General features: G+C 43.7%; 9 protein-coding genes. 6 read left to right on the top strand and 3 right to left on the bottom strand.

The window, feature by feature from the left end; translation table 11 throughout:
- Positions 1 to 188: hypothetical protein (locus tag ACVBDU_RS07150; RefSeq protein WP_447177765.1), on the top strand; the 188-nt coding region annotated here is incomplete at its 5' end.
- A 1,563-nt stretch (positions 189 to 1,751) separates the two neighbouring features.
- Here the strand turns inward: ACVBDU_RS07150 and ACVBDU_RS07155 are convergent.
- Entirely contained in the window at positions 1,752 to 4,499 is a 2,748-nt protein-coding gene (locus ACVBDU_RS07155) for a WG repeat-containing protein (RefSeq protein WP_447179080.1), read from the bottom strand.
- Positions 4,500 to 4,800: 301 nt separating this feature from the next.
- Between ACVBDU_RS07155 and ACVBDU_RS07160 the strand changes: the two genes are divergently transcribed.
- The gene (locus tag ACVBDU_RS07160; RefSeq protein WP_447179081.1) at positions 4,801 to 5,484 is read left to right on the top strand and encodes a DUF4230 domain-containing protein; all 684 of its coding nucleotides are present in this window, start codon (positions 4,801 to 4,803) and stop codon (positions 5,482 to 5,484) included.
- Here ACVBDU_RS07160 and ACVBDU_RS07165 read toward each other — a convergent pair.
- Entirely contained in the window at positions 5,481 to 8,147 is a 2,667-nt protein-coding gene (locus ACVBDU_RS07165) for a glycoside hydrolase family 3 protein (protein WP_447179082.1), read from the bottom strand. The two genes, ACVBDU_RS07160 and ACVBDU_RS07165, sit on opposite strands and share 4 nt — an antisense overlap.
- 282 nt (positions 8,148 to 8,429) lie before the next feature.
- Between ACVBDU_RS07165 and ACVBDU_RS07170 the strand changes: the two genes are divergently transcribed.
- The 3 genes from ACVBDU_RS07170 to ACVBDU_RS07180 all read left to right on the top strand — a co-directional run bounded on the left by ACVBDU_RS07170 (position 8,430) and on the right by ACVBDU_RS07180 (position 12,495).
- Positions 8,430 to 11,411: an AsmA family protein gene (locus ACVBDU_RS07170; protein WP_447179083.1), complete on the top strand. Its 2,982-nt coding sequence runs from the start codon at positions 8,430 to 8,432 to the stop codon at positions 11,409 to 11,411.
- A gap of 20 nt (positions 11,412 to 11,431) precedes the next feature.
- A complete protein-coding gene (locus ACVBDU_RS07175) occupies positions 11,432 to 11,995 on the top strand; it encodes a Crp/Fnr family transcriptional regulator (RefSeq protein WP_447179084.1) in 564 nt (187 codons plus the stop codon).
- A 107-nt stretch (positions 11,996 to 12,102) separates the two neighbouring features.
- The gene (locus ACVBDU_RS07180) at positions 12,103 to 12,495 is read left to right on the top strand and encodes a RidA family protein (protein WP_447179085.1); all 393 of its coding nucleotides are present in this window, start codon (positions 12,103 to 12,105) and stop codon (positions 12,493 to 12,495) included.
- Positions 12,496 to 12,663: 168 nt separating this feature from the next.
- On the opposite strand, the gene ACVBDU_RS07185 is transcribed toward ACVBDU_RS07180, so the two are convergent.
- A complete protein-coding gene (locus tag ACVBDU_RS07185; RefSeq protein WP_447179086.1) occupies positions 12,664 to 13,137 on the bottom strand; it encodes an Lrp/AsnC family transcriptional regulator in 474 nt (157 codons plus the stop codon).
- Positions 13,138 to 13,239: 102 nt separating this feature from the next.
- Here ACVBDU_RS07185 and ACVBDU_RS07190 point away from each other — a divergent pair, with 102 nt between their 5' ends.
- On the top strand, positions 13,240 to 13,617 hold the full coding sequence (locus ACVBDU_RS07190) for a RidA family protein (protein WP_447179087.1): 378 nt from the start codon (positions 13,240 to 13,242) through the stop codon (positions 13,615 to 13,617).
- The last annotated feature ends 5 nt before the right edge of the window (positions 13,618 to 13,622 follow it).

Genomic DNA, 13,622 nt, shown 5'->3' on the forward strand with positions numbered 1-13,622 from the left:
TGAATGGTATGAATGGCACTCCCCCTGCTACCCCGGCAGGTACGGACAGGTTTTCAAAACTCTGCCTATCTTCGGAAGACCGGGGTACTCATCCTAAGCGCATTTCTTTTCCATACCCTCCTGTGTCAGTACCCACAGAAAAACACTCCGTTTCTTTCCGCTTTAAAGGCCGGAAAACGGTCATTTAAGGGATTGTGTATATGCCGAACCGGGTCCGGTATGCGGTTTACCTGTTCCCTTTTGCCGCTTACCGGCTTGCTTATGAAATCACATACAACTGCTTAAGCGGCTTACCGGGTTATATTTACGGCTTAAGGGAACGGGTGTGAAATCCTAAGAGATCCGGTTTGCGGCATACACAGTTCCGTTGACTGTTTACCGGGTTGCCTGTGAAATCATACGCAATTGCTCAGGCGGCTAACCGGGTTTCGTTTGCGGCTAAAGGAAATGGGTACGCGGCCTAAGGGATTTCGTTTGCGGCATACACAGTTGCGTCGACCGTTTACCCCCTAGCTTGTGAAATCACACGCAATTGCTTAAGCAACTAACCGGGTTGTGTTTACGGCTTAGGGTAATGGATATGAAATCGTAGGGGATCCTGTTTACAACAAACGCAGTTCCGTTGACCGCTTACCGGGTTGCTTGTGATATCATAAGCAATTGCTTAAGCAGTTTACCAGGTTACCTTTACCGCTTAAGGGGATGGGGACGAAATCATAAGGGATCCTGTTTGCTGCATACGTAATTATTTATGCCGCAAACGTAACCTGGTTCAGTGTATACACAATCCCTTAAATGGCAAAAACCGGCCCCGGATTATCCGGTCGGGGATACGATATGCCGGTCCCGTGACAGAGGCAGGCCCTTCTTTACAGGGAGGTTACCCGTCCTGAACTTGCCGGGAAGCCGGCAGTGATACCGTCTGTTTGACAGTTATGTTCCTACCGGTATCGCACTGGCAGAAATGCTTTTGGTTGTAACCCCGGGGTTTTACCGAACGCGGACTGCGAAGCCAGAGATATTCGCAATACCAGAAGGAGCGCACACCGTATCCGGATTTTCACAGTGATAATAGCCTGTTGCTCAACAGTAATAATACATGATAACCGGAGAGTGGATCGTTTAACTTACGAAACAGTACTAACTCCGGATACCTCGCTACCGGACAAAGTAGCTGTAAAAAGAACTGCTTGGAAATACAGACTACCATTATCTCAAAGAACACAAGTGTAAATATATGAAAATCAAAACATTCTAAACGGGCACCAGTGATAAAAATTATTGAGTTATACATTTAATTTCTCTACAATACTTTGTGCAACCCTGCCTATGCCGGCCAGGCAGGTCTGTGCCTACTTTGTGAATCCTGTGATAAAATAAGACCCGTGACAGGGAAAACCACAAAGGGCTCAAAGTTTTTCACAAAGCCCACAAAGTCAGGTTCTTTTGAAATGCGTATTCATTTTATAGGCATACAAATATTTAACTCTTTGTCTATGAGATTAATACAAATAGTATCTATGTGTATAACTCAAAAAATTATTAAAGAGATCCTTCAAAGATAGGAGGTCTAAAGTCGGGGAATCAGATCAACCCTGAAACCCGGGAATACACACCAATGATGAAGTTAAAACCGCTCTTTTACAATTATTAAAAGCAGGTTTTATATAGGTCCAAACTTAACAACTGAATTTAAAGAACTAAAAACTCCCAACTAAAAAACTCCACAACTTTTTGTACAGGGTATTGCCTTAATTCCCGACAAATTCTATTATGTCCCCTGCCTTCCGGGAAAGGTTCTTCCCGTCTCTTGCAAAATACTGCCATTGACCGTCTTTCTGGCACAACACGGGAAAGGACATGTCTACGGAAGTATCGAAATGGTTCATCACACTGTTAAATACCACATCGTCCAGCTCCGCGGGAATAATGATCTTTCCTTTCCAGTCCGCGATACCAAATTTTACCGGGGGAACATCCCGGCCGTAAAACACATCATTGATATATCTTGTACCTCCCGTCCGAAGCAGGAAACCCCGCCGATTATTAAACGGGAGGATAGTACTGTAAACAGGGGGCAGGATCACCTTACCATTGTGGCTGGCAAGGCCTGCCATTGTTTCTCCCATGCTTTCCCTGTCTGTTTTTAAAAGGACCATGTGATCTTTATTGATGTACGACAGGTTAGTACTCTTATAATAATCATATTGTAACGGTACGACGATCTGTCCCGTACTGTCCGCATACCCGTATACCGCTTCGGAGTATGCTTCGGTTTTTTCAATAATCCCTGTTCCCGGAGCCTCTTTTTTATTTTTTCTGTGAACATAGTTTACAGGACCTCCCTTTCCCAGCATGATAATACCGTGTTCTACAGCATCGGATGCTATATCATACGCAAAGGGGATAATCGTTTTTCCTTCGGTATCTATAAACCCGGTTTTATAACGATCTTCCGCTACTTTATCTACCCTGGCCAATCCGCCCGAAAACCTGTGTATCAGGGAAAGCGGATTTGTTCTGTCTTCCAGGTAGCTATAGTAATACGTGCCGTATTTTTCAGAATAAACCTTCCTTTCCGGCACATTGTATAATTGTCCGGAAAGGCTGTCTTTGCTTACCAGTAACACCTCCGGGCTCCCCGTTTCCCACACTGCGGGATAATCCAGGGGAATTGTTTTTCGTTTTTGTGGCCGGAACAGATAATGCTTCCGTTCTTTCCTGAGCAACCATACATTCTCTTCCAGCGGTGATACTGTTTCGTATTTAACGGGGAGCACTTCCCTTCCTTTCGTATCGAACAAACCGCTTACCTCGGCAGGTATACCGTTATTATTTGTTTCCTTACGAACAAGGATAAGCCCGTTTTCCAAAAAACGGACCTCATTATATTCTACGGGGACAACCTGTTTTCCATCTACTGTAAATACCCCGTGCTTTCCACCTCCGTAGGATTCGGTACTCACGGTAACCAACTTCGTGGAATCCTGTTTTTTTATCCAGCCATAAACGGAGGGTAGTATCTCTTTTTTCGTGTTTAAATCAAAGAGTCCTTTCTTTCCGTTCCTGGTCACCTCCAGCACCGAAGGATAATCTTTATCATAATGGTCCCATTCTTCATATTGCATGGGCATAATTTCATTTCCGTTCAAATCATACAGGGCCAACATTCCGTCGTAACCAACTTCTACCAGTCCCAGGGGGACATCATCCGTGTCTCCGTAAAACCCGCTTTCGGCATTTTGTACCTTCCGGAACGCCGGTGCCACCAGAACGCCGTTTCCCGGATTAAAAAAGCCGTACAACTCCATTTCCTCCAGCCGGAATAACCGGGTCACGGAATCATCGGAATGCTTTACGTCTACAGGATAAATATCATCATATCCCGGAGGCAACACATCCTTACCCCGGGTATTCAGCAATCCGTACCGTCCGTCCATTTTGGCCGCAAAAAAGTTCCCGTAGATCCGTATGTCCTCGTATTGCGGTTCCAGGATAATATCGCCTTTCCCGTTCGCAAGTCCTTTGAGACCATCCCTCAACAGTAAAAGATAAAGCTCAGACCCTTCGTCAAAATCAAAAGACGGTTCGCGGATATCATCATATACCGGGGGTAATACGGTCTTACCGTTCCTATCGGCAACCCCGGTTTTACCTTCCTTTTTTATTTTCACTAAAGTCCCTCCCATCCACTCGGCATCTGTAAATTCTTTTGCCGTAGGTATATATACCACTACCGGTTTACTGTTCCGGGTGAAAGACAAAACCCAGTCATCACTACGCATGTTCCAGTGCTTATGGTCATAACGGAATGGCACCAGAACTTCGTTTTTAAAGGAAATTATCCCCCATTTACCATCTCTACGCGCATATGCATAATCCGATTTCAGTCCGCAACCTCCGCAATAGTCCAATTCGTCATACTCTGTCGGCACTATCATTTTGTCAATCGTTATATCATATATTCCCCATTTACCTTCCTGTTTTGTACCGTAGTGTTTACCGTCCAGGACATAGTAATCCTCAAAACGTGCGAGCCGGGAGGAAACAGGGGGTACGGGAGCACTGTTCCAGTCCTGTACGGGTTTTCCGTATTTCCTGAAAGCAGCATCGAAATAATTGTATTCCGGTTTTAGCACCCAGGTCCCGTCCGGTGCAAGTATGCCCCACGTATCATCTTTTCTCCGGTAAACGACAAATACGGTTTTGGGTATCTCTCCTGGCGCATTTTTCGTTTCATCCCGGTACAGTTCCTGCGCACGGATAGTACCGAAGTCTTTGGCGTTATACATTTCGTCAAAAGCATACTGCCCCGTGGTATCTATATAAAAACTCCGTCCCTCCAGTTTTACTCTCGCATAGCCGTTTACAAAACGGGAAAGGCCATTCTCTGTTTCTTCGGCCTGCCCCTGGGACACATCTACAATCTGTGCACGGGAAACTACGGAGAACAAGAGCACCGATATAAGGGAAAATATGTTTTTAATCATTTTCATCATTACGTTCATTGGTTATCATGCCATTCTTTATTAATGAAATTCCGGGATTACGGGAAAGGTTGTTACCCGGAAAACAAATGCTCAAAATTACATATTTCGCGTATAGCCGGACATCCCCCGAAACCATTATTTTCACGGTTTGTTCCCTTTGCAGACTTGCTTTTCTACCCGAAAAACAGGCAGGTTCTTCCGTAACCGGTTTATAAGGTATACATCGCCCTGAAAAATAATCGTATTTTTATGCATCCCGATCCTGTAAGGAATATATATAGACGGGGATATAATACCTAAACCATAGCTTTTGAAAGAACACAAATATATACCACGCCCCCTGCTAAGGGTTATTATAATTGTACTGCTCATTGTGTGTGTATGGCAATTTTACCGTTATCACAAAGAAAACAGGGAAATACTGCTGCACAATACTACCTTACTGGAAAAACAGATTAAGAATGTAGGGAAACTCATCGTTACGGAAGGTAACTACGCCCAGGTTTTTACATTTGAGGATTCAAAAAAATTCTATATCGATATACTGTCTGCAAGGAAAAAAGCCCTGGTAGTGGTCAACGCTACCGCAAGTGTTTCCTATGATCTCAGTAAAATAAAGACGGAAATACTCAAAGATGAAAAGACTGTGGTTATCACTTATATACCTCCACCGGAACTGGAGATTAATCCTAAAATCGAGTATTACGATATACAACAGGACTACTTTAACCGTTTTGATGCCGGCGATCACAACAAGATCCGGAAACGGATAGAAAATTCCCTTCGTAAGGAGATCAAAAACTCTACTTTAATGTCTAATTCCCGGAACCGGCTGCTTACGGAACTGCATAAAATATACATCCTTACCAATTCCATGGGGTGGACCCTGCAATACCGGGACCAGGTAATACGGGAAGAAAGCGACCTGTTCCGCGATTCGTTTATTCCGGAATCTATGGAAATTCCGGGTAACCCGGAATTCCGGGAGCATTAAAAGTCCAGATACGCGGTTTTACCTACAATCTTTACGCGTTTTGAAATGGTCTCCGTAGAAACGGCATCGCACCTGCCGGAAAATCCCGGTTGTTCGCCACCAACGGTGATGGTAAACCAGCCGGGTTCTATTACCAGTTTCTCCTTATCGTTTATCATGGAAAGCTGCCGGGGCTGAATGGTAAACCGTACTTTTTTACGTTCTCCTTTTTTGAGATGTACCCTTTTAAACCCTGCCAGTTGGTGCCTGGGCCTCGGGGTAGAAGCTTTTTCGTCTTTGAGATATACCTGTACCACCTCATCTCCGTCTGCCTCTCCCGTATTAGCTACTTCCACTTCAACAGCAATAGGTTCGTTGGTACTTGTTTCCGAAGGTATTTCAAGTTTGTCATAGGTAAACCTGGTATAACTGAGCCCGTATCCGAAAGGGTATAAAGGTTCTTTATCAAAATAGCGATAGGTTCGTCCTTTCATATGATAATCTTCAAAAGATGGTAACTGTTCCGCAGATTTATAATAGGTAACAGGGAGCCGCCCTGCCGGGTTGTAATCCCCGAACAAAACATCGGCTATGGCATTACCGCCCTGCTGGCCGGGATAACCGGCAGACACGATGGCCGGAACATGATCTGCCGCCCAGTTTACGGACAGTGCGCTACCATTGAGCAATACGAGGACCACGGGTTTGCCGAGGGCTACAATTTCCTGCATCAGTTTTTCCTGCGCTTCCGGTAAATCCAGTTTTGTACGGTCGCCCCCGGAAAACCCCTCCACTTCGATGCTCATTTCTTCTCCTTCCAGGCGTTCGTTCAGTCCCAGGGCCAAAACAATCACATCGGCCTTTTTAGCTGTTTCCACGGCTTTGCTCCTTTGATCTTCTTTGGGAGTACTCCAAAGCATTTGTGCCGTAGCGTCCCCGTAGTAGTTTTTATACTTTACCTCTATTTTATATTTCTTTCCCTTTTCCAGAACTATTTCTTTGGGATTCAGGGAAGCACGGTGCTTATGATTTCCTCCCCCCTCTATTTTGTCCGCAATAGAAAATTCCATAAATGGTTTTCCCCAATCGCTGAAGTAATACGTTCCTGTTTTCGGAGGGGTGAGATACCCTGTCCAGCGTATACTGTAATTCCTCATTTCCAGCCGGGGATCCGGTGTATTGATGTCCCATTGAAAATCGATATTATCGTCCTGTCGTGTAAACAGCGGTTCCCCCTCCCAGTTATCATTATCAAAATACTCTCCCTTCAGCCCCTGCAAACCGTTCTCGCCCTGCAAATAGACCGAGGGTATAACCTCCATGGTAGGAATGCCGTCGGCCAGCGGACTTCCTTCTTCATATAAAATATTAACCTCCGGAGACAATTTGTTTTTTATTCCCTGTAATACCGTAACAGGTTTTTCGGGAATACCGTTATAATTCCCCCACAGGGATTGGACATTATCTGCATTGGGGCCTATGACAGCAATATTCTTTACATTTTTGGATAAGGGCAGCGTTTGGTTTTCATTGCGCAACAGGACTACACTTTCCTGTGCTGCTTTTCTTGCCAGATAATTATGAGCAGCATTGCTATTTACTGAAAATGGTATCCGAAAGTAAGGGGATTGCTCTTCATTATCGAACATCCCCAGTTTAAACCGGGCCCTGAAAAGTCTTTTAACAGCTATATCCAGGTCCTGTTCACTTACCAGTCCTTCCTTAATGGCAGCATTGAGGAATTCGTAGGAGTTTCCACAATTCAGGTCACATCCGGCCTTTACCGCCAGTGCCGAGGCTATGGCCGCATTATCTGCTATCTTGTGCGTTTTCCAGATATCGGAGATCGCCCCGCAGTCGGATACTACATATCCTTCAAAACCCCATTTGTTTCTCAGGATATCATACAGATATTCGCTGGCGCTTGCCGCTTCGCCGTTCACCCGGTTATAAGCGGTCATTACGGAATAGACATGGCCTTCCTTAACCAATGTCCTGAAGGCAGGCAGGTAGGTTTCCCACAGGTCGCGTTTATCCGGTATAACATTAAACTCATGTCGCGACGGTTCGGGCCCGGAATGCACGGCAAAATGTTTGGCAGTGGCTACTGTCTTTAAGTATTCAGGGTCATCGCCCTGTAGCCCTTTTACAAATTGCAGCCCCAACTGCCCTGTCAGAAACGGGTCTTCCCCATACGTTTCATGTCCCCTGCCCCATCGGGGGTCCCGGAAAATATTGATATTGGGCGACCAGAAGGTAAGTCCCTGGTAAATATCGTGCTGCCCTCTCCGGATATATTCATGATGCTTCGCCCTGCCTTCGTCAGAAATTGCCGTAGCCACCTCAAAAAGCAGGTCCTCATTCCACGAAGCCGCTATGGTTATGGATTGCGGGAACACAGTGGCGTAGCCCGCCCTGGCTACGCCATGTAAAGCTTCATTCCACCAGTCATATTTCGGTACTCCCAGGCGTTCTATTGCCGGGGCATCGGACATCAACTGTGCTATTTTTTCTTCCGGGGTAAGCCTGGACACCAGGTCATTCAACCGCTCTTCTACCGGTAATTCCGGGTCTTGAAACGGGAACTTAGATTGCCCGTAGCTCACAAAACTAACCATTAGCGCAATAATAAAGCCCCACTTCCCCATACTGTTAATACCATTTAAGCGTACTGTATTTATCATTATTTCTTAGTTTCTTTAATCCGTTTATGATTCTGACCCCATCAAAACCGGAAAGGTTCTCTTTTTACTCCCGTTCTGTCCCCCGGAGCACCTTTTAGTCTAATGTACTATAACCAAATATAATGAATGTTTATAAAACAGTTTTAATTAAAATTGTGTATTTCTTAAATTTCCCGGTTCTTTTATAATGAACTCGTTTATCAAAGAAAGAAATTTAAAAGATCTGACCCCCGATATTTTTCTCGTGATATCTTTGTTATCCGGAAACAGTACCCGTTACAAATGAAGATCAGCAAAACATTAAAAAGAGCAGGGATCGCATTACTGACATTTTTTGCAGTGATGTCGGTAATCATTGCCATAACCCTCAATTTTATTTTCACCCCGGAAAAGATCACTCCCGAGGTGGTACGGATCATCAATGAAAATATCCGGGGCAAGGTAGATTGCGAAAGTATAGAACTCACCTTTTTTTCCAGCTTCCCACGATTTGGCGTCCATCTGAAAAACGGCGCCGTATTGCCCCCGGCACACTCCGGTTCCGGGGATACACTGGCAGCCTTTAACGATGCCCAGGTAACCCTTAATATGTATAAATTACTGGCAAAAAACGAACTTCATATCAACAATATAAGACTATATCGTCCGGATATACATGCTACGGTAGACTCCCTGGGTAATCCCAACTGGGATGTACTGGGATTGGTAACAGATACCATTCCGGCCGATACTACCGAAAGCGATTTTTCCTTTAAGAAAATTGTACTGAAGAATCTCGAGATTCAACACGGTAACCTCCTTTATGAAGACGGGCTCTCCAAAAACAATTATCTGGTACAGGATTTCAATTTCCGCGTGAAAGCTGTGAAAGGAGATAAGGGACTTTTTCTCAACACTCACAATAAAAGTGATAATATTTCCATGTATAAAGATGGAGGTAAGCCTTATCAAATAAAAAATATCACCATAATTTCTACACTTTTTTACGATCAATCCAATAGAACAATACATATTAAAGAGAGTGATTTTTCTTTGAACGACATCCACTTTTCCACTAAGGGACAAATACGACTGTATCCGGAACGGCAGGAATTATCTGCCGACCTGGAAACCCGGCTGGTTACCAATTCCTTTAAAAATATTGTTGAACTGATACCTCCCCATATCCTGCACAACGAAAAAATAGACACCGAGGGGAAGGTAGACCTTCAGTTAACTGTAAACGGCCTTTACGGCAAAGATCATCAACCCCGTATAGATGCCAGTCTCCATATCGATCATGCAAGTTTGGCTTATTCGGATTTCCCGGGAAAAATCGAGGATATGTCGGTCAGGGCCACTTCTGTCCTATTTCCGGATGGGTCCGCTCCTTCATCGGTGACCATCGACAATCTGCGTGTCAGCGGAACGGGAGTTCATATAGACGCATCGGGGAATATAGAGCACCTTTTCGAAAACGCAATTTTTGATATTGCCCTGAAAAGCAATATCGACTTTACCGAGTTCTACGCCAGTTTCCCGGTAGACGAAAACATTAAAGCCAAAGGGAATATCGAAGCCGATCTCAAAACCAATTTTAAACTCCATGACCTCACGGGCAATCACTATGAGAACATCAATCTGGTAGGGAATCTGCAATTTGACGATGTAGATATCGATTCGCCCAAAGACAGCTTGTGGTTTCGCACAAGACAACTGCAAACTTCTTTCTTTCAACAGAAAAATGAGCGGAGTAATATGGCCGGAAATGTGGATATCCGGGATGCCAGGCTTGTCTATAAGAACGATCTCGATTTTACCGCCGAAGAGCTCACGGCCGACCTTAAAGTAGATCAGCAAGGAGAAAAGAAAATCAAGCTCGACGTGACGATTGGTCTGAAAACACTCAAATTCACTTCAAAATCGGATTCTCTGAAGGGGATTGTCAAAAAAGCAAATGTGGAAGCCAGGCTTTTTCCGGAAGAGGACGACAAAGCAGCCTATATTACATCTCGTTTTACCATAGATAGTGCGGCTTTACGCCAGAAGAAAGATTTTGTCGCAATAAAACAGGGAAACTACGTGATGAGACTGGACAAAAAAGCTCCGAAAAAATGGACCCCGAAAGGCGATGTTAACTTTCACCGCCTTATCGCATACAGTCCGAAAATGGGTGTTCCGCTTAAAATGCCTGCTTCCAGGATTTCTTTTGAAAATGACAACATTATCCTGGATCACGCCAAGTTTCATTTCGGGCACTCCGACGCAACCCTTACCGGTAATATACAACACCTCAAAGGCTTCAAATCCGGCGAACCCGTGACGGCAACCCTCGAGGTAGATGCAGATTTTATAGATGCCAATCAGTTAATGCAGGTATTCTCTTCTCCTCCCGACGAAGTTGTGGATGTAGATAATATGGAGAAAATAGATGAGGAAATTGCAACGGATGCTCTTAAAGGCGAAAAACACACTTTTAAAATCCCGGACAATCTTCATTTCACTTTAAACACCAATATCAACCGATTAAAATTCGGTGATATGGACATGCGCAATATCTATGGCAGAGCGAGAATTAAAGAAGGCAGAATGAAACTAGAGGATTTTCACCTCAATACCCTGGCAGCACAATTGCAGACCGACATATCTTACTCGGCAAAAACCAATAAAGAAGCCGATCTCGATTTCCGCTTATACCTGAGCAATATTGAAATGGATCAGATCCACCGCGTGTTCCCTGTTCTGGATTCTCTTTTCCCGATGACCAGATCTTTTGAAGGTAAAGCCGATTTCAGGCTGAAAGGCAACGCCAGACTGAGCGAAGACATGGACATAAAAATCCCCACACTTAAAGGTATCGCCGCCTTAAAGGCCCATGACATCATGGTACTTGACGGACCGGCCTTCTCCGATCTTGCCAAAACCTTCATGTTCAAAAACAAAGAAAAGAATCCGATAAAGGAGCTGAACATGGAAATGACCTTCGAAGAAAGCCACCTGGAAATACTTCCCGCACTGCTAGAAATCGACCGTTACCAACTCGCCGTGGGGGGAATACAAAACCTGGACATGAGTTATGACTATCACATTTCAGTACTCAAATCTCCTGTTCCCTTCAAAACAGGCGTGGATGTAAAGGGAAATTTTGACGACTACGACATAAGCCTGCTGAACAAAGCAAAATACAAATATTACTTTAGCAACAAGGAACGATTACTTAAAAAAGCAGATTCCCTGGTTATTAATCGTAAAAGTGATATCCTGGATCAACTGGATTTCCACTAAAACTTCTATAGACCGGACATATGCGAGAAACGTTAAGGCAACATATAGAAGAAATAGTACCACTGACGGATGATGAATTTGCATTTGTCGCTACTCATTTCTCCGTTCATAATTTCAAAAAACGTGAATATCTTATCCGCCAGGGGGAAGATGTAACATATACTTACTTTGTGGTTTCGGGGCTTTTAAAACTGATTTACAACGACGAGTCTGGCAAAGAGCATATTTTATCTTTTGCCATGGAAGACTGGTGGGAAACGGATTTTCTTGCTTTTTATTCAAAGATCAAAGCCACCATGTCCTTACAGTGCCTGGAGGATACCTGTGTACTCTGTATTTCATTGGAAGATTATCAGAAACTGTGTTCGGGGCTTCCGAAGATGGAACATTTTTTTCTCAAAAAAGCGACTTCGGGACATATCGCATCACAGCAACGCATCTTGTCCCTTTTGAGTTCCAATGCCAAAGAACGCTACGAACAGTTGATCAAACGCTATCCTTCCCTTTTTCAGAGAGTACCTAAAACCCTGATCGCTTCCTACCTCGGTGTTTCGCGCGAAACCCTCAGCAGGCTTTCTTCCTGAGCCGCTTCCTCCTGTTCTTAATTGTGACATTTGTCACGCAATAAAACTTCATACCACCCTCATCTTTGCCATATGATTAGTAATCGTTAACCCAAAAACACGTACAAATGGAAAAGAGAGAATTCAATCCCTGGTCATGGCAGGACGAACGCGGCTATGTACAGGCCGTAGAAGTTAAACAAACAGAAGGAACGCTGTATTGTGCCGGACAGGCTGCCGTAAACCCGGACGGGTCTTCGAGCAATTCCGATATGAAAACACAAGTGATCCAGGCACTGGAAAACCTGGAACGGGTAATTGAAGAAGCCGGATATGCATGCAAAAACATCGTTCGGTTAAATGTCTACACCACTTCATCGGAAGAACTCTTTGATACCGGTTTTGACATTTACCTGGACTGGGTAAGAAAACACGGTGTTAAAACAGCACTTACCTTAATGGAAGTAAAAGTCCTTTTCGAAACGCTGAAGATCGAATTTGAAGCTACGGTAGTGAAGTAAATTTATAACCACCAATCTTTACGGTTTACAGCAGACGAAAAATCTGTTTAGCCACGGATACACGAATAATAATTATTCGTGTATCCGTGGCTAAATTACGGGGACTACCTCTGGTCTGAAAATCAGGGAATGTACTTCGTCATTCCATATGCCCTCAATATCTTGTATTTAAATGTCAATACCATAACTCACTTTAACCTTGTCCATTACGACATGGGTATAGAAATGCTTTAAATTAGAATTATCCATAAGCTGCTTTTTAGAAAACTCCTCGAAATGTTGCATATCCCTTACATTAACGATCAGGACAAAATCATAGGTTCCCGTCACATAATAACACTGTGCTACTTCCGTACATTTTTGCATGGCGGTTTTAAATTTATCGATAGATTTTGAGCTTCCTTCGTGAAGGACCACATCCACTACACAGGTGATTCCGACCCCAGCCGCTTTCGGAGAGATTATGGACACATCAGCCTCAATTATCTTTTCTCTTCTCAATTTTGTTATCCTGCGTTGTACCGCACTTTGGCTTAAATTTACTTCAACACTCATTTCTTCCGCAGTCAATTTATTGTTTCGCTGCAACAATCTCAATATCCTTTTATCGTGTTCATCCAGGGAATGCATAATATTATTCATTTTTAATCAAAAATAGGGTAAAATATACCTAGTAAGATAAAAATCGAATTATTTAATCACATAAACGCCTATAAATTTGCAATATAATCTAATTCATAAAATATGAAGACTATTTTTTCAGAATCAGCTCCAAAAGCCATTGGCCCTTATTCACAAGCAATACGCTCCGGAAATTTCCTGTTTTGTTCGGGGCAAACACCTTTAAATCCGATAACCATGAAAATTGAAGAAGATGAAATACAGGGCCAGACAAAAAGAGCCCTTAAAAACCTTGAAGCAGTTTTAAAAAAAGCGGACCTGACCTTACAGCATGTGGTAAAAACAAATGTGTTTCTATCCGACATGGCACTTTTTCCGGAAATGAATGAAGCTTATGAAGTGTATTTCAACGGGCATAAACCTGCCCGGAGTACCGTAGCTGTAAAGGGGTTACCACTAAAAGCCCTTGTGGAAATAGAATTAATCGCAGAAATCAATTAAACAGA

The sequence above is a fragment of the Sinomicrobium endophyticum genome, from assembly GCF_052983315.1.

Excerpts from the sequence above, each read along its gene's own strand:
- ACVBDU_RS07155 (WP_447179080.1), bottom strand. The coding sequence starts at position 4,499 with ATGATGAAAATGATTAAAAACATATTTTCCCTTATATCGGTGCTCTTG.
- ACVBDU_RS07165 (WP_447179082.1), bottom strand. The coding sequence starts at position 8,147 with ATGATAAATACAGTACGCTTAAATGGTATTAACAGTATGGGGAAGTGG.
- ACVBDU_RS07170 (WP_447179083.1), top strand. The coding sequence starts at position 8,430 with ATGAAGATCAGCAAAACATTAAAAAGAGCAGGGATCGCATTACTGACA.
- ACVBDU_RS07175 (WP_447179084.1), top strand. The coding sequence starts at position 11,432 with ATGCGAGAAACGTTAAGGCAACATATAGAAGAAATAGTACCACTGACG.
- ACVBDU_RS07180 (WP_447179085.1), top strand. The coding sequence starts at position 12,103 with ATGGAAAAGAGAGAATTCAATCCCTGGTCATGGCAGGACGAACGCGGC.
- ACVBDU_RS07185 (WP_447179086.1), bottom strand. The coding sequence starts at position 13,137 with ATGAATAATATTATGCATTCCCTGGATGAACACGATAAAAGGATATTG.
- ACVBDU_RS07190 (WP_447179087.1), top strand. The coding sequence starts at position 13,240 with ATGAAGACTATTTTTTCAGAATCAGCTCCAAAAGCCATTGGCCCTTAT.